The sequence below is a fragment of the Oceanicoccus sp. KOV_DT_Chl genome, assembly GCF_900120175.1.
GTDB lineage: Bacteria > Pseudomonadota > Gammaproteobacteria > Pseudomonadales > Dasaniaceae > Oceanicoccus.
On sequence record NZ_FQLF01000002.1, the window covers coordinates 1,552,021 to 1,577,767 of the forward strand.

The window sequence follows — 25,747 nt, forward strand, 5'->3', positions numbered from 1 at the left end:
TTTTTTCCAATTCATTCTTTTACCTTAAAAAAACGTCGTGCTGGAATTTTTGCCTTTTCAGATTGCTCACCCTTAAATAAAGTATCCGCCTCTGTAGTCCGGCTTATTGTTACTCCCAACCCAATCCAATTGTCTTCACCAATAGAAATATTATTTGCCAGTGTGGCATTGACTCCAACAAATGAATTTCGGCCGATATCACAAAAACCAGAGATAACGGCATGCGACGCAATAAAACAATTCTCCCTGATTACACTATGATGACCAACATGATTACCACTCCATAACACAACATTTTTTTCAATTCTAACAAATGGTTGAATTGTATTATCCTCAAAAATAAAACAGTGCTCACCCAATTCGACATTTGGCCATACAAATGCTCGCGTACTAATGTAACTTGCCGCTCTATAACCTTTCTCTTTCGCCTCACTGTACAAACGAGTTCTCAAGCGATTGAGTTGTGAATACACAAGAGCCGCATAAAACTCTACGTCTCGAACCGAGAAGTGCGACTCTATCTCCTCAAAGGGAATCACCGGCAGACCAAAAAGGCTCGATTTTTCAAGATGCTCTTCTTCAACAGAAAAGCCAACTACCTCATACTCAGAATCGTGTGTAAAACATTCATATGCAATTTCAGCAAATGCACTATCCCCTATAATGACCAGCTTTTTATTTTTCTCCACTTTAGATACTCCTTATGGGCGACGAATTAGTATGTCTTCTCTTCGATTAGACATCGGTAATAATGGATTTTGTGGTAATAGAAAAGCGTCAAAGCCAGCCATTCTTGCTCGCTGCAATATTAAAAATAATACACTATCGTCAATTTGATCATGCTCAATATTATTGAATATCACATCGGGCTTATCGTCGGTTTGCATATAATCCTTATGAAAACGAACACCCGTAGCACTTGAAAAAAAGCGTTTTCTCATCGAGATGTTAGGGATATCGCCAATCAGCATTTGGCCACCGGGTGCCAACAGGGACAAAGACAGATCCAAGAATCGAAAAAAACCTGAATCTACTATAATATAATGAAGAACACTGTAGCATAGTATTACATCAACTTTTTCAGCGTAATCGGTAAACAATTCAGGGCAATTAGGATATAGGGCTGCTACCTTATCTATGAAATCATTATCAGGAAGTAGCTTTAACATCTCTTCACTATCAATAAGAACCAGTGAATTATTTAATTTCTTACATGATTCAATAAGCATTAAAGGAAGATCACTACAACCGGGACCAATATCGATAACAGTAGAATTACTAGATTTAAGATTTGTCAATTTCTGGCAAATATCATCAAAAATATGGCTTTCGAAGCCGTCACGATACGAGTCAGGAAATCCAATTTTCTCGTACTTAGACAAACTCTCATCCGTTGCCAAAGTTCTAAAATCATCAAAACCAATGTCAGTAAACCTAGATGAGTCACCCATTTACTTATTCCCACGCTCAAAAAAATTAATAACATTATCCACAACATAATCTACATCTTGCAGGCTTAGGCCTGGAAAACAAGGTAACGAAAGTATGCACCGGCTCAACATTTCAGTGATAGGAAGATTACACCCGGAATATCGACCATCAAAAATAGGCTGTTGATGATCAGGAATCGGATAATGTATATCAACACCAATCCCTTTAGATAAAAGAAATTCTCTCAACTCGTCTCTCTGCTCAGTCTGCAAAACATACAAATGTGCGACGTAAGAGGAATCTAAGACCGCAGGGCAAGTAACAGGAATTGAAGAAAAAGCAGCCGAATATCGCTTCGCTATATCTCGTCTTATTAAATTTGAGTCATCAAGATAACGTAGTTTACACCTCAAAACCGAAGCTTGAATTTCATCTAACCTACTATTTCCCCCTCCTTCAATCGCAACTGTATACTTCTTGCTCCAACCATACTGGCGAAGTTGCATAATGCTGTCGAATAAATTTTTATCCTTACAAACAATCGCCCCACCATCACCAAGTGCACCAAGATTTTTTGTCGGATAAAAACTAAAACACCCGATAGCACCAAAACTCCCAGCTTTATTACTGGAAATTTCGGCCCCATGCGCTTGCGCACAATCTTCGATTACCGGAATATTATATCTATCCGCTAAACGGACTATAGCTTCCACTTGAGCCATCTGACCATATAAATGCGTAACAATGATCGCCTTCGGAGAATCAATTAACACATCACCCAAACTAGCAGGCGATATTGTTAATGTAACTGGATCTACATCCACATAACGCGGTGTTGCACCACACCTTAACACTGCAGTACTACCGTAAAAACCGGAATTCGCGGACAAAACCACAGTATCATTCGGCCCGACACCCAATGATCTCAACCCTATCTCCAGTGCATCGGTACCATTAGCAACACCTGTACAAAATTCAACGCCACAATATTTTGCGAACTCAGCTTCAAATGATGATACTTCTTTCCCCAAAACATACCAGTTACTTTTTATGACTCTATCAATAGGGGAAAGTAAATCATATTCACTATTAACAGCTTCTGCTGAAAAAAAAGGTACTTGGTGATTCATAATAGTTAATCTTTTAGTTGTTTTTCCATAGCGCTAACGTTTAGTCACATCAATAACGAAGAAAGATATCCGCATTAATGCGCTAACATCGCACTACGCAAGAGTTTTTCTCGCATAGAGTAAAATATCAGCTCCCGAATAACCATGAGGCCGAAGATAAAAACAGTCATAATTCATACTCAACATATACTCAAATAAATCAATTAGGTCTTTAGGTTTGTGGTAGACAGAAATAGCAATATCCGCCAAACCTTCCGACAAAATATTCTTTGCACCACTTAGCGCCTCACGCTCATTACCTTCTACATCAAGCTTTATGTACATTGGCTTACCCATAGGAAGCACTTCATCCAGCGGCACAACATCCACCTCGACATCACCTTCGGCGCTAATCTGAGCACCCATATCGCCAGTAGAGCTAAACAGAACCGACTCATACTTCTTCCCTACCGCTTTAGAAAAGATTACAACTTTCTCTGCATAACCTAAACGACTTACATTCCGCGCTAAAAACTCACTATTTCTAGGGTCAGGCTCAAATGCATAAACACGAGAGAATTCAGAATCGTAACGCTCCAAGTATGACTCGATGGTATCTCCATCATAAGCACCACAGTCAACTAATATCGAACCTGTTTTTAACGCAAAGGGAATATCCGATTTACCAACACATGATGAAAGCAATGAAGAGTCACCATATAGCTTTAATTCAAGGTAATCATATAGACACGTCAACGACTCCTCGTCGTTTAGACTCGCGGCCAATTGTAAGTAACGTCTTTCATCTGACAAAGTGTCTTTTGGCGATTCAAACAACATCCAAGGGAGAAAAATTTTAGGGTACAAATTGAATATTTTTACAAAAGACACTACTTCAGCATTCGGCAGCGATAAACGAATATTTTCAGCAATGTCGGAAAATGAAACCATAGGCAAAAATATTGTTACCACCACCACCAGATCCAAATCTGATACACACTGGTTTAAAGAGACAATTTCTTGATCAAAAAGCACCCGACCAATTTTTTCTGGCGTGTCATCTACTAGTTGAAAACAAAGCCCTTGATCATATAATCCTTTCGCCACTTTTGTACCCAGACCACCAATGCCATAAAGAACTAAGGGGCGGTCCGAGCCGAGAACAGAATTGGTATCACTAGAGTCGCCGCACGCAAATTCAAGCTGGGCTCGCTCAAATAGCTTCTCGATATTTGATTTCTTTATCATTTACTCACCGGCATCCGCGCATTTCTCCATGCTTCCACAGAACTTGCCGGATTCCATTTATAGCCAAGATAGTTGGCCAAAAAGGGATCGAGCGCATATGTATCACCTAACATCTTTGGGATATCAATTTGCTGTCCTAAAAAAGGCAGGCCCACAACATGATTAACAGCGCGTCGAGGAAGGTCAGTAATATTTATTCCCCCACGATGGAAGGTCATAGCATTCATCATTATCACATCCCCAGCCTTCGCTAAAATAGGAACTTCGTGCTTCCTAACAAACTCGTCTGAAGGGAAATTTTCGTGTAGGTGACTACCAGGCAGCGCGAACGTGCAGCCCCTATCAACAGTAAAGTCATCAAGACAATAAAGCATATTTATTGATAAGGGCTTTGATGAAATCCAATGCTGGTAATTAAGATCTCGATGCCACTGCGCTTGAAACGCCTTTTCAGTAGACTTCATTATAATACCATTCTGCATGAGCAGTACAAAGTTTTCACCGAGAACTAATCGTAGAATATCCAGCAAACGCTCATCAGTCGCTAAGTCTAAAAAACTCGAATCTTCTACAAGTGGGCAACGAACAATTCCCTCATCATTACATTCCGCCAGACGACCAAAACCTAGAGCTTCATCTTGCTTTTGATAACACGCATCTAAACGATTTCGATATTGAATTAAGCTAACTTCTTTTAACGCCCCTGGGATAATTGACACTCCAAGACGAGAAATTTCTTCAGCATGAAACATTGAGACAGATTCACATATATCTTGTCGATTAACTCCATAACTATGCACTTCCTCCATACTACCCCCTATAGAAAAAAACAATTATTAATATATTTTTTCAACTACCGCAACAGGATGATCTTGTATCTCATCAAATATACGCCAAACATACTCACCTATTATCCCCAGCATTATAATAATAATACCTAATAGGAATGACAAAAGAGCCGCCAAAGCAGAGAACCCTGGCACATCAATATTACCTAACAACGCCTGTACAACTATCACACCTCCATAGCCAAAACTTATAAGAGAAACAAGAATACCAATCATCGAAATTAATCTAATGGGAAATATTGAAAACCCCAATAGAGAATCGATAAAAAATGTTAATCTCTTAGAAAATGTCCACTTTGAGCTTCCGTGAATACGTTCTTGCCTATGATATTCAACAGAAGTAGGTTCGTAACCTAACCAATAAGCAAAAAGATTAGGGTTAATATTTTTACCACTGGCTTTCATATACGGAAGAAATTCTTTATCCATCAATGCCAAATCAAAACCACCCGACGGATAACTGGGAACAACAAAAAGGCGAAGAAGACGGTAGTAAATCCAAGCAAATATTTTTGTAGACAAAGGATCATCCCTAGTTACTCGCGTACTGATAACAAACTTTGACCCGGCCAACCATTTATCCACAATCTCCAAAATAAGATGAGGCGGCTCTTGCAAGTCAGCAGGCAGTCGGACATACGCATCTCCAGTTACGTGCTCTTCACCTATTTTTGCTGCCTGAACTACACCAAAATTTCTAGTCAGAGATATAACTTTAGTCGTAGGACGCTTTTCTTTTATTTCCAAAAGCTTTTCCAGAGATCCATCGCCGGATCCATCATTGACAAATATTAACTCAAGATTAACATCTTTCTTAAGCAATTCACCTTCGACAACTCTCAGCTGCTCATACAACTCAGGCAATGATTTCTCATTAAAATATACACAAATTATAATAGAAAGTGTTCTCATCATATATCTCTCATCTTCTTTCTTACCAAATTCAAAAAAACTTAATAGAATTCTGTTTAAGCTTAAATTATTAGGAATACAATGATATCAATCATAACTACAACTCAAAAACAAAGCCGTCTCCATGAATAACTCTAAATAGACCCAATTGCCCGCGCCAGTAACGATCATTGTACCCTTTACCAATACTAACGCCATTTACCATCCTACAATTTTCGCCATCAAGAACAAAAATATCATTTATGATCAACTTACCGACTCTATCACTGTCAACCACTAATGAAATATCAATCCATTGAGAAGCACCTTCTACTCTGACAAACTTTTTGTCCTTTATAATTAACAACTAATAAAGGAGCTAATGTAACAATAAAGCCGACAACGGAAGCTGCCATAAAAGCTACACGTATCGTAACTGGATTTTGTACTTTGTTAAGTAAACTGCCATTTATTACTAGTAAGTAGGCGCGCCAATATTTAGTACAAACTATATAGGTAGCGACTATTGTGGCTACAACTATGAAGACCGAAGACAAAGAAGTATACTCGCTATGCACATACCCCTTAAATTCAGCTATCTGAGTTAATATTCGATCAAAATTCACACTTATAAGGCCTGGTATACTGTTGTAGTGATTGCTAAAAATCCCAGAGAATTCTAGAAGGCCTAGAAGTAATGAAGGTACTAGCGATGCTAAAAATAACGAACAGAGCAAGAATCGTCCATAACCCTCATACACAGCATAAATAAAAAATGGTAACAATATTAATGATGCTAACAGCAAATTGGATGTCGCAATACCGGCTAGCAACATAGCCAGACCGCCTAATACTAAATAAATGATTTTAAACCATTTATTTCCAATACCTAAAAACGAATACGTAACAAAAAATATTGAAAATAATACGAACAGCAAACCTGTAGAGGGATGAGATCCAGTTATAAATGTAGATTGCGCCAACGCTGGAGACCCACTGAAAACCGCAACGGAAAAACTTATACCATAAATAAGATGAACTTTTGCAAACCGGAAAATATATAAAGACAAAATTGATGATAGTGTCAAGAAACCTATAAGAATTAGACGACCAAAGTAAACAGACCATGCTCCGACAACGTCACAAATAACGATTTCTGAAATCCACTCTTTGCTTGTTCCTTCACACTCACTGTTTAGTGCACTTGGCAAGAAATGTAAATCGTCAGCTAGAAGAATCTCGCCCACGATTACATCGTAACGAATAAACGTATTTAAAATAAATATCATCACCGCCAGAAGTATAGAAACAAGAAGGAACTTCACGCTACTATTAAACGTCGCCCCGATCATACTTTCACTTCCCCGCCAACCTTGCTATAAGCTATTTATATTTTTGACCAAAACGTCAATCGGTTTAGTCTCTACCCACTAACAAGACTGAGCGCACTCACCATTAACTAGTGACCGCTTTATCAATTTGCCATTCTCTTCCACTACATCTACAGTGGACTCTGTCAATTGACCGACCCAATACCTGGACTTATAACCTAGCCCAACTTTTATTCGAGTTAGTCTTACTGCCTTTTGTAACAAATTGCTATATCGTAAGGCTCCATTCTGAAATACGTATACACGTGAATCAGTATAAGCAATAGAAACCTTTTGCCACTCACCTTCAGTAAAGTTTAAATCGACAGAATCTTTACTACTCCCTAAATTTAGGCTTACACGCAATCTATTCCTTGAAAGCTCGTAAAATGAAAATACATTTGAAGAGGTAAGCATGGGCGGGGACGTCTCTGTAAAACCTGCTTTACCAGAATATTCGTTGTCGCCCTTAAACGTAAAATTGACTACGAATTTATCCAGCCCAGGGTTAAAAAAAGACTCCAAAGATGTTTCACCTAGAAACTTATAAATCGACTCATCATCACTTATATCTATACCTTGTGGTATATTCGCAGAGGGAAGAAACAAATTATTGTTATCATTTCGCCCTATACCAAAAATAAATTGCGACACATCCTTCCAATAGCTAGATGTAAAAACCCCTTCACCTTGACTTGAAAGATACTTATACCCCATCTCCTGATCAGAAAACTGTATTACATTTTTTAGCATCAACAGTTTTTGTGTATCAAAATTAAATGTATAAAAATAGACTGGGGCGTCTAAATTAATTAGTTCGAGATCTAATTTAACTCCAATCTGAGCAAGAGTAATATCATTTCGGCCAGTTACAGCTCGAGCAAAACCAGTATCTCGAACATACCTTAAACTTGGCCCAGTCCCCATGCCTTTAGGCACATAAGGCAACTTAATAAATACTTGCGCTTTGTCTCTCCATTCTGCTGATTCTGTCCTTATTGCATCAATAAGTAATGATTGCTGTCGCGAGCTCATATTTATTTCTTCGCTTACCTTCCAAAAAGAAGGGACAAGCAATACAAAAAACAAAATACCCACCCCAATCGGGGCGCGTGAATGAATTGATATAGATGAGTATAAAACCGCACATAGTGAGAACAGTAACGGAATAAAAAAATACCAGGGGTGATGAACATTTAGCACCGTAATTGGCGCAACCGCTAACAATGCACACAATACGAAAAACGCTGACACTTTAAACTTTTCATAGTCTCTAACAAGCAGCCATCTTACGATAGAAAAAAACAAAATCACCAAAGAAGCTGTAGCCATCAATATAGCTCGCCACCCCATCTCTAACTTTGCAACAGAGCCATAAACAAAAAACAAGGATTTCTGATCAACTGAAGCGACCAATCTTGTATAAAATATTAATAACTGGTCTAACATCGAAATTAAATTGTAACTAACGCGACCAGACATTTTGCTATATGGATGTGCCCACGAAATTTCTACATATCGTAAGATCAATAAAAAAACCACAACCAGAATTGTTGCAAACCAGTATTGCCTAAAATTAGAGCGAAGCCTAAGCCCCGAAGGCTCAAACCAAACAGGAAGAAAGATTACAGACAATACTAAAAACATATTTGATTGTGCAAAAGCTAACTGTAAAAAAGTGAGAAAAAATATCAGCAATACATATTTTTTAATACTCGTCGCTGAACGCTTACTATTAATAACACGACAAATATATAAATAAGTGAGACTTAAAAAAAACAACTGCAAGATCGGATACGAACCAGCAACAAATACTATTAAAAAAGAAGATAGCGGAAATAAAATTGTTAAAAAAAACGCAAGAGATGAAACTTCACGAGCAGCAGAAATTTTATTTAACGCACTAATAATTACCCATCCTACTCCTGCCAGCATCATAAAATACAACAGCCTAACCAGCGATATCTCCTTCAAAAATGAATTGTGAAGATGATAGAAAAATCCGTGGATACTTACATCTGTCGGATTAAGAACCGAATCTGCGAACAACCCAAGATCATCCATTACCATCATGTCAGACAGATAAGCATCACCCCTAATCACCAAGATAACTGCAAAAACAAAAAAATACAGAACCCACAAGTTTCCAAGTGCCAAGTCTTTTGGAATCACCATTCTTTCTTTAAAATCCATTATCTCTCACACTTGTCTAATTATTGACTTATTCAGACCCGATCACTGAAAAGCTGAAGGCGCAATAGTACTCTCACTAGATTAATCGATGTCATTATTACAAAAATCAGTCAGCTTAACTTTCTTTAATACTTTTAAATTTCCACCACTTGTAGCATCGACTAACATTCGTCCATTATTTTCGAAATTATCTTTAGCGCGTTGATAAGACCTTTCACTCTGCATTAAATCAGGCGCATCCCATTTCGCTCCATTCGCAAAGTAGTTTTTATCAAAATGCCATCTATCAAGCCCAACACTTTCTTGGGTTTTATTTGGCTCAATAACATTGCCAAAATAATGATCGCAACCTACCAATGCAACACTTGAAAACCCCATATGATACGCCAACTGCAAGGCAACATAAGTAACCGTGTACCCCTGAAATACACTACCACTGCAATCCTTGGCAAATGAGGGTATGTCCGAAGTATATAAAAAAACTCTATTTTCCCCACCTTGCAAACCTAGAGTAGATGCATAGCTATCTACGAAGATTGGAATACTTGTATCAGTATAAAAATCTATATTTTGCTCTAGGACCAAAGGATTGACTGCAACAATTGATGATGGTCGGAAATCTGTTTTATTAAAAAGTAAATTTATTTTATTCAGGCCGAACGTATAAACATTTTTAAGTAAATCGAAATCGACTTCATTCAATGATGGACCATTACACAGTATTACAGCCTTTTTTCCTTGATAAAGATTTTTTAGACTTTTTAATTTTTTTCTAGAAACCCAGGACTGTAAATGCAAGTCCCACATTAATCGTCGGCGAACCAAAGCCGCTGCGTAACGGTAAACGCTTATTATTTCTCGCTCTGACATTGAGCACCTCTAAACAGGGTCATGCAATCTGGAAGCAATAGCCCCATTAAGACCTATACTTTCACCATTTAAAAAATTCAAGCTACTATTTACTAAAAAGAAACAAAGCTCTGCTACTTCATCAGGAATACCTATTTTACCTGATGGATGACAATCAACTAATTCTTGCATTTTTTCTGGGCAATCTTTGAAGCCATCTTTCAACATATCTGTAGCAATTGCTGCTGGTTCTATACAATTTACTCTTACAACACCTGCTAAATCTACAGCCATAGACTGAGTTAAACCCTTCAATGCAGCCTTACTTGTTGCATAGCTAATAAACTCTGGTTTGGTTAAAGTTGAATGTATACTGCCAATATTTATGACGATTCCTTTTTCCACTTTTAAATACTCTAAAAGAAGCTTCGTCAATAACAAAGGAGCAGCGACATTGGTTTTCTGAGTCACTAAGAAATCATCAATCGACAATTCAGCTAAAGAACCTAAAATTTGTACCCCTGCGTTATTAACTACAGATTTTAAAATCAACCCCTTCTTTTCAATGATATCATTTACAGCTGATATAAAACTTTTTTGATAATCTTTCTTATCTACTAATTCAAGTAAATCAACGGAATAATAAAAATCTACATTATGCTTGTCTTCGGCTTGACAATCAGTGCCAATCACAAAGTAACCGCGAGATGAAAAATAGCTGCATATTGCAGAACCAATTCCACCATTAGAGCCTGTAATTAATATAGCTAACAATTTATATAACCCCTAGGAAATCAAGCAAGGCATTTATGGCTTTTTTGTTAGTTGCATGAACTGCATCTACGGTATTTGAGGAATTGTGCGAACCAAAAATACACCTTTCCATTTTTGCTAAGCTCGAACTCTGCTGTAGAGGCTCAACCTCAAACACATCTAAAGCCGCAGAATAAATTTTATTTGATAGCAGGCCAGCTATTAAATCGGCTTCATTAATTAATGGCCCTCGCGCCACATTAACAATGCGAACACCATCTTTACACCGACTAATCTCCGCCGCAGAAAACATATGAAAATTACTGTCAGATAGCGCGCAGGTAAATACAATAAAATCAAACTCATCAATCCCTTCAGGCCAGTTAGCGAATTTTACATCCGGGTATGGATTACGAGACTGATCATAAAAAGGATCGAAGACTATCACTTCCATCTCTGCCGCAAGTAAACGTTTTGCTGTATTTTGACCAATATCGCCATACCCTACCAAACCTACTTTCTTACTCGCCAAAGACATACCACTAACTTTCAGCCAATTACCCTTGCGCACTTCACGGTCTATGGTAAACGTTTCACGAGCTAAACCAATGACATATCCCAACGCAATGTCGGCGACTTCACGGCCAAACATATTTGGTGTGTTGATAATGGGGATACCCAATCGTTCACAGGCTTTAAAATCAACATTATCGACGCCAATACCCCATTTAACTGCTGCCTTCAAATTACCTGCAGCGCCAGCCTCAAAAACTGCCGCTGTAGCAGGGTCATCTCCAATAATCCATCCATCATAATTAGGAACTAGTTTTATTAACTGTTCCACTGATAAAGTTTGCACCACATCCGGGGTATCTACTTCTATACCATGCTGCTTAAAATAAGGTAAAAACTGGTCTTTCTGTCCCAGCATTGGGGGCAAGTTACTAATACTTTCATGGCTGTTCCTGGATAAATTTTGGCGCAAGCGCTTCAGCTAATTGCCAGTCTTGTGGCTCATCAATATCGACTGACTCTAGCTTATTAGTTTCAAACATCATCGGTCGCTCTCCAATACGTGCTGATGTCTTGCTAAATGATGCTTTAGAAAATAAATACATACATGAATTTTCTTCAAACCAAGGTTCTAAATCCTGTGTCGGAATAAGATTATTCGGATCGTGGTTAATCGCCTTACAGTTGATATCATAAAATCGTGTTTGCATACGATTTACTGTAAATAACGAATCTGCATCAATATTATTACTCAATGCCTCAATTGCTTTGTTAATGGTATTCAAACTAATAAATGGATTAGTCGTATGTGTCATCAAATACATATCAGCATCTGTATTGGCAATATCGTCTTCTAGAATAAGGTTCATACTAATCTCATCCCCTCGCAATTCCAGCTTACGATTTCTAATCACCAACTTATTGTTATCAGGAAACCCGGCTTGCTTCAGCTCAACTTGAGCATCGGTATTTATTACCACTTGATCAATATGGTCACTGGCTAACAGCTTATCCAGCATCCAGCGAAAAAGCGGCTTACCTTCCAACACTTTAAAGTTTTTACCCGGCACTCTTGAGCTATTTGCTTTTAGCGGCATTAACGCGATAATTTTTTTCATTGTCAGATTCTACTTCTAGATGGCTAGTAACTTTTTCATTTGGATAAAAATATTTACGCTTTGCTTGTAAAGAAAGCTTTCTATGGATGTGGTTTCCCTGGTACCCCCCCCAATACTGTAAGAACCTAAATAAATAAATATCTTTAATTTCTTTTAAAAATATTTTTTTGCGCAAGGCTATCCCCATATCTGATAAGCAGCTACTAATAAAACAACGCATAAAATCAGTGAAGGTCATGTGAATTTCAGGGTTTATTTTTTGCAATGCAATTGCCTCGCGCTCATATCGGCGCCTAACCTGAGCCCAGCTTTCATCGTGAATATGAAAAACCGGTGCAGAACTTATATATGCAACCAAACCGCCAGACTCAACTAATTTCTTGGCTAGATGCATATCTTCAAGACCGGTTAAGTCCTCGTCAAATTGAAATTCTTGCCATGATGATCTTAGCAAAGCAGCATTCGCATTATTACAAAAGAATCCAGATTGAGGCACCATGCTATAAGCAGGAAAATACTTATCGAATACTTGTCGCTCACTAAATTTTGTGTTGTCTCTACCTATCTGGCGACCATAAGAATACTGCACCTTGCCTTCATAGATGGGTACGCACAAGGCATGCAGCCATGTCGGCTCTACAGGGATACAGTGGCCGCTTACAAATATAAGAATTTCACCACAAGCAAAGGAACAGCCAATATTCAACGACCGCCCAAATGAGAACTCTTCCTTTTTTATATGTGTGATACGTGCTTGATGTGCTTCGGCTATAGCTAAAGTACGATCCGTAGATCCCGAATCAACAATCACAGTCTCTATCTCAAAAATATCACTCTCTTGCTCATTTATAGCACTGAGCAATTCATCAAGGTGTTTTTCTTCATTCAAGGTACGTATTACAACACTAACCAGCATATTTATTATCCAACACTAATAATCTTCGCTCTAAATCGGGGTGGGATTTTACCATACTAGGGCTTGATCTCTTCCTTATAGACTTGATTATTTGCATTCACAGTTCCATATGTTGGATTAACAGTTTTCACCTTCGATAGAAAACCGATTGCTACTCAATGAGCCACAGTTTTTAGCTATTATAACCGGAGCGACAGAACTGAAGTCTATATTAGACTAGGATTTGATAAAGCAAGGATCCATCTATGGCATAACTCCCAACTACTGTATTTATCCCTACCTGCCTCAGTATCTGCATTTCACATTATGGCAACTCATTCATGACACCAAATCTCGACCCATCCGCTCTTTCAGGGCTGGGATGTATGATGGCGTAATAGAATAGTATTGTTTTCCTGCTGACTCACCACACTGAAAATATTGCTTAACTGCTTCGCAGTGCTCTAGATAATATTCATTATAATCAAGTTTGAAAAATGAAGGGTGCGCAACTTTAATATCATCCATCTGATCAACAAACTGCGTTTTCTTATTGTGCTCCCAAAAATAGTCATCGTTTTCTATCGGACGCCCATCGCTACCTAGTATATGGATTTCTTCCGCTAATGACGAAGCTACAGGCAGCATTAGGAAAGTAAATATATTGCCAGTAGCCCTTAAATTAAATTCTGAATTTAAATCCAGATTTACTGGTATATCCCCAGCAAATGGAATCCCTATTGTTCTTGGCTCCATCTCAGGCATATGATATACGAACAAGTTGTAATACATTAGTGGCAGCACTATGGTTAAATCGTACTTTTCAACCACACGCTTAAGCTGTTTATAAAACTCATATGTATAGGTTGAACAACCAAAATGAAATATTGGGTCAGCAAAAACTAACACTTTTGGCTTTACCCAATCCATTAACTCAGTATCATTAATTACACTGTTACATATAATAGAAATCCCATCACGATAGTCATAATTTTTATACTGACTAATAGACGGACCAGAACAGAATAAATAGGCCTTTTTATTATTTGCATGTGTCTTTGCTAATGATGCATATCTTTCTTCACATTTTTTTACAGTTTCATAGCGAGACTTTGGAAAACGGGAATAGCTGGGCAAGATAAACTTTGAGCCCTCTAGCCTTAAATTTTTATCGATTTCAAAGCGCTTAATTGTTCTACCTTCTATTATCTCCCGAACTTCAGGAGAAGCTTGCGCAAGCGGGTTTTCACACCAGGTGATTACCATGTCAGCCTGTTCTAACTCACGAGCCAGATTTATGTCTGTAGTATCCCGCTCTAACTTAATAATCTCTCGTCCTTTTAGCTCACAATACAATGACCGCACTACTGGCGAGAAAGAATCTGGCAAACTAAATGGCTGAATATCAGACCTTGAAAAAAAACTAATCTTTTTTGGCTGCAAAGGCGATAAATACCATACAGCCCTAGCCAATTGATCGTTCAACTCTCCATTGTTAGAAAATGGGGGATAAAACACTACGACGGGCTTGCTAGTCATTATACGCCTCAATATAGCTCTGATAATTCTTAATGATTTCTTTATTAACGACATGAGCTTTAAACTCTGTTGTCTGTCTGTCTTGTGCTTCCTATTTCAGCATTCTCGTCGACTGTCAAAACCCCACGCCAGCAATAGTCAGGAGTTACTTTTCCCCAGTGCAATCCTTGGTTTGACTTAATCGACAATGGCAATACCGGCTTACGATAAAGCCACTCTACTCCATCTTGAATTGCTACAACTGCAAAGTATTTTCCCGGGTTAAAATTTAAGCTTTTAATTTCTAAGTCGATGGCAACCGAGCCATCACTTTTCATATCAATATTAACTTCGCTTGCATCTGTTGACATTCCCGTCATAAGAACCCCATCCTCTGAGAAAATTGGCACGCCTATTAATAATTTTCCCACGGGCATTAGCATTTTAAATTCAATACGCAGAACTAAAATTTCATTATGCCCCGCACTAGCCACCTCTTCTAATTTCTCATTTAGCCAGCGATGGCTAACGGCCCCAATCAATTCATGATCAAAGTGAAATGGCTGTAAAAACTCACTCTCCTTATTTTTTGGCTCACTCTCTTCTGATTTATTAGAAGGCAATTCTAACTTTTCTGTTTCTACATGGTAATACTTTATTGCCTCTTTAACGTCTCCTTGAAAGACAACAGCGCCATCCTGCAAGACAATTCCCAGGTCACAAAACCGCGTGATATCAACCATAGAATGAGAGACCATAACAAATGCCGCCTGGTCACGCAGCTCCTGCATTTTTCGTAAACATTTTTGTTTGAATTTAAAGTCTCCAACAGAAAGCACTTCATCAATTATTATTAGCGAGGCTTCAACATGAACGGCTATAGCAAAACCTAGCCTGGCAGACATACCTGAACTAAAAGTATTGAGCGGCGCATCCATATAGTCACTTAATTCAGAAAATTGTACGATGTCATCAAATACTTCATTTAGATATTCTTCTGTTCGACCATACAATGCACCTTTCAGATATATATTCTCTCTGGCAGAAAGACCCGCCTGAAAACCTGCCGACAGCTCAATCATACTAGCTATATCTTTTGTTACCCGAATCTCTCCTGTATCTGGCAAAACATGCCCAGCAATCATTTTTAGCAATGTGCTTTTTCCTGCGCCATTCAGCCCTATAAGCCCAATCGCTTGGCCACACCTAATACTAAACGACACATTTTTGACAGCATAAAACTGCTCTTTTTCTAAATCTAAGGAGTTATTTTTTGTTGTAAATATTGAAGAAATAAATATTTTTTTCAGGAAATTTCGCTTACTCTGTTGATTTCGAGAATATATCTTACTAACACCTTTAACTTCAAGCACAACATCCAAATCAAACCCCATACTATCAGTCATCTAATAATTTCCTTTTAGGCGAGGCTCAACGACATACAGAAGTCGCATAGCAAAAAGAAATACTGCAACTGATATAACACTCACTACTATTAATGGCACTTGAGAATGAAATTCGCCGATCGATATTAACGATCTGAAATTATTGATAAATATGGCAAATGGATTGTAATGCTGCATAGCTAAAAATAAAGGTGTATCTGGCAGCGGGAAAATAACACAACTTAAAAACATCGCGTATCGCAATACCACTGTAGTGATATTATTTAAATCTGGCATAACCAAGCCAGCAAGCGCCAACAGTACGCCAAAGCCAAATGCAAAAAATGTCATCGTAAATAGTATAGGAACAACCCAAAGTGCCGATATTAAAAAATCATCAACGAATAAAATAACAACAATAGCTACCAATACAGAGCGCACCAACGTATCAAACAATATTTGCGTATAGGCTGGCAATATAACCGCCACCATCGGCAACTGACTTTTTTCTATTAATACTTTTTTTTGTTTTAGCGCACTGGTAGGCACCAAAATCATATCTGAAATATAGGCCCATACTGTAAAACCCAGAGTGACATACAAAGGCCCTCGCGCATAACGGTCACCTCCGAGTATTTGACCACTGGTTAACAATATAAACACAGAGACTGGTAACAAAGGCAGCAGAACTGCCCACAGATTACCTAATGCTGTTTGATTAAAGTTTGCCGCCAGATTTTTTTTGAATTGATAAGCGATATGCCAACGGTATTGATTTGCCTCTAGCCAAAGAGAAATCACTGCTGAAATTATTGTTGAGTCGCGCCGCATATCCGGACGATAGACCGAATAACCAGCCATTTTATTAGCTTTTTTCAGTTTAGCACTCATGTAAAGCCAACCCCGTTCAACCGCTGTTATCCATACCGTTATTATTACTAACTAGTCTGCTTTTCCTATGACCTTAAAAATACAGGTACCCCACTCAGCACCAATAAATTCAAGATGGCTTAGCCCCATAACTGACTCATCTACATATCGCTTAATATCAGGCCACTCAGTGGTCTCATAGTCATCAAATATTATCATCCCACCTTTTTCAACCAAGTGCTGATAAACTTCGAAATCAAACTTAACGCCTTCGTAAGTATGATCTCCATCAATAATTAATAAATTATAGGTTTGTTTAGAAGCTTCCTTAAGCGCCTCCTCATCAGTACTCAATCGAAGTATTTGCTGCACCTGAGATGACTCCAGTCCAACTTTTTCAAAATTGCGATTAGTTACTTTTTCTGTCACCGGCATACCCGTAAACTTATCAATAGCACCACTTTTGTAATACCCATCTAGTGGATCAAGTGTTGTTACTGTAAATACATCATTATCGTACCGACATAAATCGTATAAAATAGCAATATTAACCCCGAACAATGTACCTATTTCTAGAATTTTTAACTCTTTTGCGTCAATACTCTTAGCCACTAAAACACGAAGCAGTTGTGACTGAAGACTAGTTGCCAGACGTCCATGGCTAGATGCCTCTATCTCACATATCTTATGTGATATGTATGCGAGCGCTTCATGACTATATTCTAGGCCCAACTTACCACACCAGTAATTTATGAAATGAGTTCTCTGTTCCTGTGATAAACGACGAGAAAAATACTGATGCGCAGGAGGATTAAAGCCCGCATTATTTTCTAAAAACCGACCGGATCGAATCGATCCTTCATTTAATTCTGCAATGGGCACACCAAAAATATCTGATATTTTTTCACCTAACAACTTAATCTGATCGCTTATATTTTTCTGCGAAATTCGGTCCGCTTCATTATCAAACTTGACCCGTTCTATATCAGACAATGTTGATGCAAGCTGAAAAAATAAGTCTTTGACCTCTTGCTTTGTGTTAATTTTAAAATCATTAACATCTGTACTTAGCGTATTGACATCAACTGCAAGCTTGCTTGTATTTCCCCTTAACTGATTAACCCCTGTCTTTAATCCATGGATTTCGCGATTAGCGTTGTTCTCTATTGCCGCTATTCTTGCAATTGGCTTTTTAAGCGCGTTGATTGCTTTTTTACGAAGATTGTCTACATATCTTGACTTATGATCACTATAAGCAATCGCCTCATGTTGAAGCCGTCCGTATAACAAAGCAATCAGTAACAGCACAATCCCAGCACTTATAAACGTAAGTAACACATCGACAATACCTGGGGCCACAAAAGGAAGTGCGTTAGTGATAAATCCAGCCACACCATCTAATTGCAAGAAAGCAATCATCAGCACTGATGCCAGAGTAAACATGCCTCTTTTGTTTCGATAAAACCCCAAGTACCGACTTGTCGCATTAAGCAACCTGCGTCTTATTCCTAATATTCCTTCAGCGTCATTGCTCGACTCCTTCCCACTAGCACTTCCCTCTGTAGCGGTCATTGTTTTATCACTCGGCTGAACTTTCTTTACTGTTTTTGCTAATGCCGAACCTAATACGGCAGCAACATGCTCTTCCGAGGGTTGCTCTTTAAATGCAACCAGATTGCCCCACGCATCCTTACCCGCAAGGTGGCATGGATATTTCACTAAGCGTTTCCAGTTATGCCTGATTCCATATCGAACTATAGGGTGCCACTCACTGACATACACAACATAACCTTTATCTACCAAATACTGGGCGATATCATGAAAGGTGTAGCCTAGCGCTACTGTTTTGTTATCTTCAAACTCACACTCAACGATATCTGGAGAAAAGCGCTGCCAATCAAAGCCCTGTAACACAAATAGATCAAAACCTTCAGTATCAATTTTCAGAAAGTCCACATGATCAATTTTATTCACTTCACAATAGTCTGTAAGTGTTGTCGTGGTAACACGGCATATCTCTTTATGCGTATCCCTAAATGCAGACAATCCGCTAATGCCGGTACTTTCGTCACTGGCATAAAACGATACTTCTTCATTCGATTTATTACTGACTGCTCTGGTATCAATAGATATATTAGGATCTGATTTATACCTTTTCTCCAGCTTGGCTCTATTATTAGGGTCAGGCTCAAATGCATGTACACGCCAGCCATGTTTAAGAAAAGGAGCCGCAGAACTCCCCTGGTGCGCACCGACATCTATCATGACGCCAGTGCCTTTCGCAGCAACCAGGTCGGCCACCACATCTGTTTCATCAATGTGGGCACAACTATCACGGTCATAAATCCCTACCAGCCCTCCATCATCTGCCTTATTTACTTGCGTCCCGGGCTTCCAACCATATTTACCTGCTACCATTTCAACCACGCCTTTAAACTCCGCTATCATTTTTGTTGCATTCTTTTCGCTAAAAACTACATTTTGAGCTTTTGCTACCAATGCTTTTCTTTCAACATTATCAGTTACAATTTCATGTAATGCTTGCTTTAGTTTCTTTAAGTCACGCTCATCAACCATCTTTGCAAAATCACGCTCGGCTATGAAATCCATAGTTGCAATTGTTCTAGGCCCATAAGCCAAAATAGGAACACCTGAAGCCATATATTCCGGCAATTTATTGGCCATAGAAAAACGAATGTACTCTTCAGTATCCTTATCAAAGTTATATGTCACCAACAGAGCGTCAGACGATTTTAATAAAGAATGATATTCATCAGGGGCAACCAAATGATGAGCACTAACACATTTATTCCTTGCTAACTTCTCGGCCGCCGCAAAGCACCAATCCATGGTATAAATCTCAAATCGCACCTTTCTACCACAATCCATCGTCCCAACAATCTTTGCTAAATCAGTTACCCCTTGTCGGGTCATATCATCTGCAAGAGCACCGCAATACCGAATTACAAAATCTCTTTTGCTGTCTGTAGACTCTTTGCCATCATCCTGCCATTCTGAAGGAAATACAGCATTCGCAAATGCCATAAACTCGCGCCCATATCGTTGCTGATACTCCTTCGACATTGCTTCGCAAATACTTAAATTAACCACAGCAGAACCAATCAAACGCTCCAATGGAGGGACTAGCTGACCATAAACTTTTGGCTCTTTGGACTTAAGTCTAGCGGGCCAATCATCCATCATATGGACAATATAAGGTGCTCCAATGGCTTCAATTACCTCCGTTACAAACTGATGGTAATCAACTGGCTTATCAGCTGGCCGGTAGTAAATAACGTCTGGTGAAAAATTTAAACATGCTGCCAATGTACTGTCTGTTTTACCCGTATATTTAAATAGACTTTTTTTCCCATTAACTGCGCCAGGAGCAACATAAACATGCATAAAACGACTTTCAGGCCAGTCATTAAAAAGCAGCTTTGACAACTGGCCAGTAGCGCACTCACTGCCAGTCGCGCTAGTAGAGAAGACTAAAACTTTCGGAAAACTATTCTCAATAGCCAGCTGCTCAGGATGACAGCCGCCTAGTTTTAACTCATTTTCCAACTCTCCTCGCCTAAATACTCCAAGCTTGCCACCAGCGGTACAATTGACTACTTCTCGCCCATCCGCCTTAAAAGCCTCATTTGCAAGCCTATACATATCCTCCATATTTCCAACATCCGCAGCCTGCCATTTTTTTCCTTTAAAGTATGTGGCATCAAAATGATTTTCGTCATTATCATTTTGCTCAATAAGGTCCCCTTCCTTTAGGTTATCATCCTGCTGGTAACTATGATCAAAACCTATCATTATGACTTTTTCATAACCCAGCCAATAAACTATTTGCAATAAAAAAAATGAAACTGTTGATCTCCAGGAAACATTATTTTCAATATCTGTCGAAAATTCAGCATATCCTATAGAGTCAAAGAAGTAGCTACCCTCCCCCCCAACACAATAACTCAACCAATAAGGATATAATTTATCTAATCCTGCCAAACCGTTGAACTGGTGACTACCCTGCTCTGCCACTAAATAATTTGTTACAGCTAAAAATTTTGCATGTTTAGCTAAATCTTTGTTCAAAAAAGCGTAATTACTTATAAAAACATCGTTACCTTCGAGCAGAGATAAATCTGTATTATTTAGGCTTGGGCCATTGCCAACAAGGACGCAAATTTTACGATTCCGAGTTTCCTTTAATTTTCGAAAATGATTTATTGAACGCGAAGTCGCCGACTCTTTCCAGCCCCGATGAAATGACCAACGTTGAGGACCAACAGTATAGAGAGTCCTGCCAGGTAAATTTTTTACTGAATTATCAATTCGCACCGGTCTAGGCGGCAGTTCAACAGCTAACTGCACCAACCTATTCCAGGTTTTTGAATAAGGCGCCCGCCCCTTGTTTTCCTTCAATACCTCAAAAGCCACATGGTCCCCATTATAACGTTTCATGAGCTCATTAACTTTCACCTCTACTGCAGGTCGATTCACATGCTCCCTAACACCTTCATTGATAAGCATGCCATCCCAGCCTTCCACTAAATATTCAGCATACCGCACCAACCAATTTACGGCGACATACCCAAACTTGCCTTTCAGCATTCCGCACACTTCTTCGAAACTACGCCCTCTATCACCAAATGTTTTATTATCTGGGTAGTACTTTGCTTTCGCAAAATACTCAGGAACATACTTGAACTTCACTCCACTTTGAAAAGCCCTTATCCAAAATTCATAGTCCATACAAAAATGTAAGTCTTCATTCAGTAATCCTATTCGGCGAGGCACATCCGCACGCATAAATAATGCCGGCTGTAAAATTCCTACTTGAGTCTGAAGAGAAGAACCTAGAATATTTACATCGTCGATTACATGAGCTTCTCGAAGATACTGGTCATTATCATCAACATAAATACCCTTTCCATACAATATTCCAAGATCCTGGTCCTGCTCAAAATGCTCTACAACCTTGCTAAATACTGCTTCATCATAATAGCAATCATCAGAATTCAACCAGGCTATTATGTCTCCATTCACTAATCGAAATCCTTTATTGATTGCATCCGCTTGGCCGTTATCCGGCTCTGCAATCAGTGTTACGCCCTCTGCCATATTAGCTATATCACGGCTACCGTCATCGGAGCCTGGATCAAGCACGAAATGCTCTACTGCTTTATGCGTCTGCGCTCTTACGGAGGCTAATGTCTCCGGTAAAAACTTTGCCTGATTATAACTTGGCATGACAACTGAAATTTTCATCAACATTCCAAAATAAAATTAATTGTTTGCTAAAAATATAACGATATTCATTTTTTATATTTCTCCAAAAGCACCGCATTCATATATGTCTTCCAATCGCTTATAGATACATCAAAAATATCTTTTATTAGCTCATTAGCGAGCATGGAGTTAAACGGCCTTACCGCTTTCAAATCAAGGGCTTCTGATGATATCGGGTAAATGTCTTTAACCGCCAAAGGCTCTTTTAACCGAGCACTCTCTATGATAGCCACGGCAAAATCATACCAACTACAATAACCATTGGGCTTTAAATGAAAAACGCTATTTTCACCTGATGTATGGACACCACTCTCTACATATTTTTTTAATACTTGCCAGGTAATATCTGCAATAAAGCTAGCCGACGTAGGTGTTCCAATCTGATCTTCGACCACTTTCAATGTTTCTGTTACTCTCGCTTTTTCAATAATGGCATTGAGAAAGTTTCTGCTATGAGCATCATATACCCAGCAAGTTCGAAAAATTAAATGCTTACAACCAATCGCCTGAATAGATTTTTCTCCCTCCCGCTTGGAGCGACCATAAACATTCAACGGATCAGTTTTATCCTTCTCAATATAGGGGGTATTTGATCTACCACTAAACACATAATCAGTAGAATAATGCACTAGCACTGCATCTATTTTTTTACAGGCCTCGGCCATCACGCCAGGTGCCTGACTATTGACATTAAAAGCTAATTCCGACTCATCCTCTGCCTGATCAACCTGGGTGTAGGCCGCAGGATTAATTACAATAGCGGGCTTTACTTCAATGATTATTTTTGCCAGTTCCGCATGGTTCTCCAGATCGATTTTAAAATCTGCACCCTGACCATCTCTAGAAGCGGTAATAAGCTCACAATGAGATCCGAACTCTTGTCTTAAAGCCCTCCCCACCTGACCATTCACACCCGTGATAAGAACCCTTTGACCCGCAAGTGACTTATTCATACTCAGGCAAATCCTTCACAGGTATTTCGCTCAAATTCTTACCGTGCCTATCTTTATCTGATAGCTGTGGGGCCATACTTGGCCACGGAATTGATAACTCAGGGTCATCCCATGCCACACTGAACTCACCATCAGGGTTATATAAGCTTGTACACTTATATGAAAATAATGCGACATCGGAAGTCACCATAAAACCATGTGCAAACCCTTCAGGCACATAAAATTGACGTTTATTATTTTCTGAGAGCAGTACTGCCTCCCACTGACCAAAGGTAGGGGAGCCCACTCGAATATCGACTGCCACATCATAAACTTCTCCCTGTAATACTTGCACTAACTTCCCCTGTGTCATTGGCTTCTGGTAGTGTAAACCGCGCAGAATTCCCTTTCGAGAAAAAGACAAGTTATCCTGAACAAAGCTTTCTTTTATACCAACTTCTGCATATCGCTTTGCATTATATGTCTCAAGAAAAAAACCTCTTTCGTCGCCAAACACTTTTGGCTCGATAATTATCAGTCCGGGGATTTTCGTTTTTATAATATTCATAGATAGTTTATCTAACGCTTATTAATTTCTGGCAAGCGACTTAGATATTTCCCGTAATGGGTTTTTTGAAATTTTTCAGCCAGCTGCAATAGCTTGTCTGTGTCTATCCATTGATTGTTATATGCAATTTCTTCAGGACACAACACCATCAGCCCCTGCCGCTTGTTGATTGTCTCAATATAATTTGCCGCTTCAAGAAGAGAATCATGAGTACCCGTATCTAACCAAGCGCTGCCTCTACCAAGATCTTCCAAACGCAACAAACCATCCGCTAAATATATTTTGTTTAAATCGGTAATTTCCAGCTCGCCGCGAGGCGATGGTGTTAATAACTTGGCGTACTCAACTACACGCTCATCATAAAAATACAAACCTGTTACTGCATAATTTGATTTTGGCTTGTCAGGTTTTTCTTCGATCGAAAGCACATTACCTGCTTTATCTATTTCAGCTACCCCATAACGACCTGGATCATCTACCCAATAACCAAAAACAGTTGCTCCCGACTGTTCTTTATTCGCACGCCTCATCACATCGACCAGACCATGTCCGTAGAAAATATTATCCCCTAGAATCAAACAGGAGTGCGAGCCTTGTAAAAAATCCTCGGCGAGAATAAACGCCTGAGCCAAACCATTTGGAGCAGGCTGAACCACATAGTCAAATTTCACTCCCCAATCAGAACCGTCACCTAATACTTTTTTAAATTGCGACTCATCCTCAGGAGTAGTAATAATTAATATTTCACGTATTCCCGCCAGCATTAATGTGGCTATTGGATAATAAATCATCGGCTTATCATAAACCGGCATCAGCTGCTTACTAACACCCAAAGTCAGCGGATGTAATCTTGTGCCTGTTCCGCCAGCTAATACTATTCCCTTTCTCTCAGTAACCATCACTCACACCCACCAATACGCGCTAAACGATAACTACCATCTAACACTTGCTGCCACCACTGCGGCTGATCCAAATACCATTGCACTGTTTTTCTAATACCGCTCTCAAATGACTCTTGTGGCGACCAACCCAGTTCACGCTGAATTTTTCCAGCATCAATCGCATAACGCTGGTCATGCCCCGGACGGTCTTTTACAAAAGTGATTAGAGAGGAGTAGCTAGAGTCGAGATGCGAGTTATTAGAAGAAGGCGCAAGCTCTTCCAGGATGTTGCAAATAGTATTTACGACTTCAATATTTTTCTTTTCGTTATGACCGCCAATGTTGTAGGTTTCACCAACGCCACCTCGGGTAACTACAAGATGCAAAGCTTTCGCGTGATCTTCCACATAAAGCCAATCCCGAATCTGTTGGCCATCACCATAAACAGGTAACGGCTCACCATTTAAAGCATTTAATATAATATGCGGGATTAATTTCTCCGGAAAATGATAGGGGCCATAATTATTAGAGCAATTAGTAATGATTACTGGCAACCCATATGTCCGTTGCCAAGCGCGCACCAAATGATCAGAGCCAGCTTTTGATGCGGAATAAGGTGAGCTCGGCGCATAAGGGGTAGATTCCAGAAATAAACTTCCATCATCCTCTAAGTCACCGTAAACCTCGTCGGTAGATATATGATGAAAGCGAAAATTTTCTTTCTTTTCATTAGCCAAATCCTGCCAATAGTTTCTAACTACCTCCAGCAACGTATAGGTGCCTACGATATTGGTCTGAATAAATTCACCGGGGCCATCAATTGAACGATCAACGTGGGACTCAGCGGCCAGGTGCATCACGGCATCAGGCTGAGTTTCAGAGATAACATTATTCATTCCTTGAGAATCACAAATATCCTGTTGAAAAAATTGATAGCGACCCGAGCTTTCAACCTCGGCCAAAGAAGCCAAATTTCCAGCATATGTTAACTTATCCACGTTGATGACATGATCATCAGTATTCGCAATAATATGTCTAATTACTGCGCTACCAATAAACCCGGCGCCACCCGTCACTAATATCTTCATC

The 25,747-nt window shown here is 39.2% G+C and carries 21 protein-coding genes; all 21 read right to left on the minus strand.

All coding sequences use genetic code 11. From position 1 onward, the window contains the following. Positions 1 to 11: 11 nt before the first annotated feature. The 21 genes from UNITIG_RS11035 to rfbB all read right to left on the minus strand — a co-directional run bounded on the left by UNITIG_RS11035 (position 12) and on the right by rfbB (position 25,746). On the minus strand, positions 12 to 689 hold the full coding sequence (locus tag UNITIG_RS11035) for an acetyltransferase (protein WP_101758428.1): 678 nt from the start codon (positions 687 to 689) through the stop codon (positions 12 to 14). Between the two features lie 12 nt (positions 690 to 701). After that, positions 702 to 1,451: an SAM-dependent methyltransferase gene (locus UNITIG_RS11040; RefSeq protein WP_101758429.1), complete on the minus strand. Its 750-nt coding sequence runs from the start codon at positions 1,449 to 1,451 to the stop codon at positions 702 to 704. After that, entirely contained in the window at positions 1,452 to 2,561 is a 1,110-nt protein-coding gene (locus tag UNITIG_RS11045; RefSeq protein WP_101758430.1) for a DegT/DnrJ/EryC1/StrS aminotransferase family protein, read from the minus strand. A gap of 93 nt (positions 2,562 to 2,654) precedes the next feature. Beyond that, positions 2,655 to 3,788, minus strand: a complete 1,134-nt coding sequence (locus tag UNITIG_RS11050) for an FkbM family methyltransferase (protein WP_101758431.1) — start codon at positions 3,786 to 3,788, stop codon at positions 2,655 to 2,657. Next, a complete protein-coding gene (locus UNITIG_RS11055; protein WP_101758432.1) occupies positions 3,785 to 4,597 on the minus strand; it encodes a phytanoyl-CoA dioxygenase family protein in 813 nt (270 codons plus the stop codon). Before UNITIG_RS11055 ends, UNITIG_RS11050 begins: the two co-directional genes overlap by 4 nt. Positions 4,598 to 4,624: 27 nt before the next feature. Next, positions 4,625 to 5,551 carry a glycosyltransferase gene (locus tag UNITIG_RS11060; protein ID WP_200821273.1) on the minus strand — a complete coding sequence of 309 codons (927 nt, stop codon included), beginning with the start codon at positions 5,549 to 5,551 and terminating at the stop codon, positions 4,625 to 4,627. A gap of 284 nt (positions 5,552 to 5,835) precedes the next feature. After that, positions 5,836 to 6,879 (minus strand): hypothetical protein, encoded by a 1,044-nt coding sequence (locus tag UNITIG_RS11070; RefSeq protein ID WP_101758434.1) that lies wholly within the window; start codon positions 6,877 to 6,879, stop codon positions 5,836 to 5,838. Positions 6,880 to 6,957: 78 nt separating this feature from the next. Continuing rightward, positions 6,958 to 9,090, minus strand: a complete 2,133-nt coding sequence (locus UNITIG_RS11075) for a hypothetical protein (RefSeq protein ID WP_101758435.1) — start codon at positions 9,088 to 9,090, stop codon at positions 6,958 to 6,960. An 81-nt stretch (positions 9,091 to 9,171) separates the two neighbouring features. After that, positions 9,172 to 9,960: a 6-hydroxymethylpterin diphosphokinase MptE-like protein gene (locus UNITIG_RS11080; RefSeq protein ID WP_101758436.1), complete on the minus strand. Its 789-nt coding sequence runs from the start codon at positions 9,958 to 9,960 to the stop codon at positions 9,172 to 9,174. Between the two features lie 9 nt (positions 9,961 to 9,969). Then, positions 9,970 to 10,713, minus strand: a complete 744-nt coding sequence (locus UNITIG_RS11085; RefSeq protein ID WP_101758437.1) for an SDR family oxidoreductase — start codon at positions 10,711 to 10,713, stop codon at positions 9,970 to 9,972. Between the two features lies 1 nt (position 10,714). Further along, on the minus strand, positions 10,715 to 11,623 hold the full coding sequence (locus UNITIG_RS11090) for a phosphoglycerate dehydrogenase (RefSeq protein WP_101758438.1): 909 nt from the start codon (positions 11,621 to 11,623) through the stop codon (positions 10,715 to 10,717). 22 nt (positions 11,624 to 11,645) lie between these two features. Continuing rightward, positions 11,646 to 12,323: a cytidylyltransferase domain-containing protein gene (locus UNITIG_RS11095; RefSeq protein WP_101758439.1), complete on the minus strand. Its 678-nt coding sequence runs from the start codon at positions 12,321 to 12,323 to the stop codon at positions 11,646 to 11,648. After that, entirely contained in the window at positions 12,283 to 13,239 is a 957-nt protein-coding gene (locus UNITIG_RS11100) for a glycosyltransferase family 2 protein (RefSeq protein WP_101758440.1), read from the minus strand. The genes UNITIG_RS11095 and UNITIG_RS11100 overlap by 41 nt, the downstream gene beginning before the upstream one ends. 318 nt (positions 13,240 to 13,557) lie before the next feature. Next, complete coding sequence (locus UNITIG_RS11105; protein WP_101758441.1) at positions 13,558 to 14,757, minus strand: hypothetical protein; 1,200 nt, start codon at positions 14,755 to 14,757, stop codon at positions 13,558 to 13,560. A gap of 59 nt (positions 14,758 to 14,816) precedes the next feature. After that, the gene (locus tag UNITIG_RS11110; RefSeq protein ID WP_101758442.1) at positions 14,817 to 16,142 is read right to left on the minus strand and encodes an ABC transporter ATP-binding protein; all 1,326 of its coding nucleotides are present in this window, start codon (positions 16,140 to 16,142) and stop codon (positions 14,817 to 14,819) included. Next, positions 16,143 to 17,012, minus strand: coding sequence for an ABC transporter permease (locus UNITIG_RS11115; RefSeq protein ID WP_101758443.1), 870 nt, complete (start codon positions 17,010 to 17,012; stop codon positions 16,143 to 16,145). A 51-nt stretch (positions 17,013 to 17,063) separates the two neighbouring features. Continuing rightward, positions 17,064 to 22,256 (minus strand): FkbM family methyltransferase, encoded by a 5,193-nt coding sequence (locus tag UNITIG_RS11120; protein WP_159931142.1) that lies wholly within the window; start codon positions 22,254 to 22,256, stop codon positions 17,064 to 17,066. A 47-nt stretch (positions 22,257 to 22,303) separates the two neighbouring features. After that, entirely contained in the window at positions 22,304 to 23,230 is a 927-nt protein-coding gene (gene rfbD, locus UNITIG_RS11125; RefSeq protein ID WP_101758445.1) for a dTDP-4-dehydrorhamnose reductase, read from the minus strand. After that, positions 23,223 to 23,777, minus strand: a complete 555-nt coding sequence (gene rfbC, locus UNITIG_RS11130; RefSeq protein WP_101758446.1) for a dTDP-4-dehydrorhamnose 3,5-epimerase — start codon at positions 23,775 to 23,777, stop codon at positions 23,223 to 23,225. The genes rfbD and rfbC overlap by 8 nt, the downstream gene beginning before the upstream one ends. Positions 23,778 to 23,788: 11 nt before the next feature. Then, complete coding sequence (gene rfbA / locus UNITIG_RS11135) at positions 23,789 to 24,676, minus strand: glucose-1-phosphate thymidylyltransferase RfbA (RefSeq protein ID WP_101758447.1); 888 nt, start codon at positions 24,674 to 24,676, stop codon at positions 23,789 to 23,791. Then, a complete protein-coding gene (gene rfbB, locus UNITIG_RS11140) occupies positions 24,676 to 25,746 on the minus strand; it encodes a dTDP-glucose 4,6-dehydratase (protein WP_101758448.1) in 1,071 nt (356 codons plus the stop codon). The genes rfbA and rfbB overlap by 1 nt, the downstream gene beginning before the upstream one ends. Position 25,747 lies beyond the last annotated feature (1 nt).

What these genes read in the sequence shown, in the direction of transcription:
- UNITIG_RS11120 (WP_159931142.1), bottom strand. Translation starts at nt 22,256, where the DNA reads ATGAAAATTTCAGTTGTCATGCCAAGTTATAATCAGGCAAAGTTTTTA.
- UNITIG_RS11060 (WP_200821273.1), bottom strand. Translation starts at nt 5,551, where the DNA reads ATGATGAGAACACTTTCTATTATAATTTGTGTATATTTTAATGAGAAA.
- UNITIG_RS11105 (WP_101758441.1), bottom strand. Translation starts at nt 14,757, where the DNA reads ATGACTAGCAAGCCCGTCGTAGTGTTTTATCCCCCATTTTCTAACAAT.
- rfbC (WP_101758446.1), bottom strand. Translation starts at nt 23,777, where the DNA reads ATGAATATTATAAAAACGAAAATCCCCGGACTGATAATTATCGAGCCA.
- UNITIG_RS11090 (WP_101758438.1), bottom strand. Translation starts at nt 11,623, where the DNA reads ATGCTGGGACAGAAAGACCAGTTTTTACCTTATTTTAAGCAGCATGGT.
- rfbA (WP_101758447.1), bottom strand. Translation starts at nt 24,676, where the DNA reads ATGGTTACTGAGAGAAAGGGAATAGTATTAGCTGGCGGAACAGGCACA.
- UNITIG_RS11100 (WP_101758440.1), bottom strand. Translation starts at nt 13,239, where the DNA reads ATGCTGGTTAGTGTTGTAATACGTACCTTGAATGAAGAAAAACACCTT.
- UNITIG_RS11080 (WP_101758436.1), bottom strand. Translation starts at nt 9,960, where the DNA reads ATGTCAGAGCGAGAAATAATAAGCGTTTACCGTTACGCAGCGGCTTTG.
- UNITIG_RS11070 (WP_101758434.1), bottom strand. Translation starts at nt 6,879, where the DNA reads ATGATCGGGGCGACGTTTAATAGTAGCGTGAAGTTCCTTCTTGTTTCT.
- UNITIG_RS11055 (WP_101758432.1), bottom strand. Translation starts at nt 4,597, where the DNA reads ATGGAGGAAGTGCATAGTTATGGAGTTAATCGACAAGATATATGTGAA.
- UNITIG_RS11040 (WP_101758429.1), bottom strand. Translation starts at nt 1,451, where the DNA reads ATGGGTGACTCATCTAGGTTTACTGACATTGGTTTTGATGATTTTAGA.
- UNITIG_RS11110 (WP_101758442.1), bottom strand. Translation starts at nt 16,142, where the DNA reads ATGACTGATAGTATGGGGTTTGATTTGGATGTTGTGCTTGAAGTTAAA.
- UNITIG_RS11095 (WP_101758439.1), bottom strand. Translation starts at nt 12,323, where the DNA reads ATGAAAAAAATTATCGCGTTAATGCCGCTAAAAGCAAATAGCTCAAGA.
- UNITIG_RS11115 (WP_101758443.1), bottom strand. Translation starts at nt 17,012, where the DNA reads ATGAGTGCTAAACTGAAAAAAGCTAATAAAATGGCTGGTTATTCGGTC.
- UNITIG_RS11050 (WP_101758431.1), bottom strand. Translation starts at nt 3,788, where the DNA reads ATGATAAAGAAATCAAATATCGAGAAGCTATTTGAGCGAGCCCAGCTT.
- UNITIG_RS11075 (WP_101758435.1), bottom strand. Translation starts at nt 9,090, where the DNA reads ATGGATTTTAAAGAAAGAATGGTGATTCCAAAAGACTTGGCACTTGGA.
- UNITIG_RS11045 (WP_101758430.1), bottom strand. Translation starts at nt 2,561, where the DNA reads ATGAATCACCAAGTACCTTTTTTTTCAGCAGAAGCTGTTAATAGTGAA.
- rfbD (WP_101758445.1), bottom strand. Translation starts at nt 23,230, where the DNA reads ATGAATAAGTCACTTGCGGGTCAAAGGGTTCTTATCACGGGTGTGAAT.
- rfbB (WP_101758448.1), bottom strand. Translation starts at nt 25,746, where the DNA reads ATGAAGATATTAGTGACGGGTGGCGCCGGGTTTATTGGTAGCGCAGTA.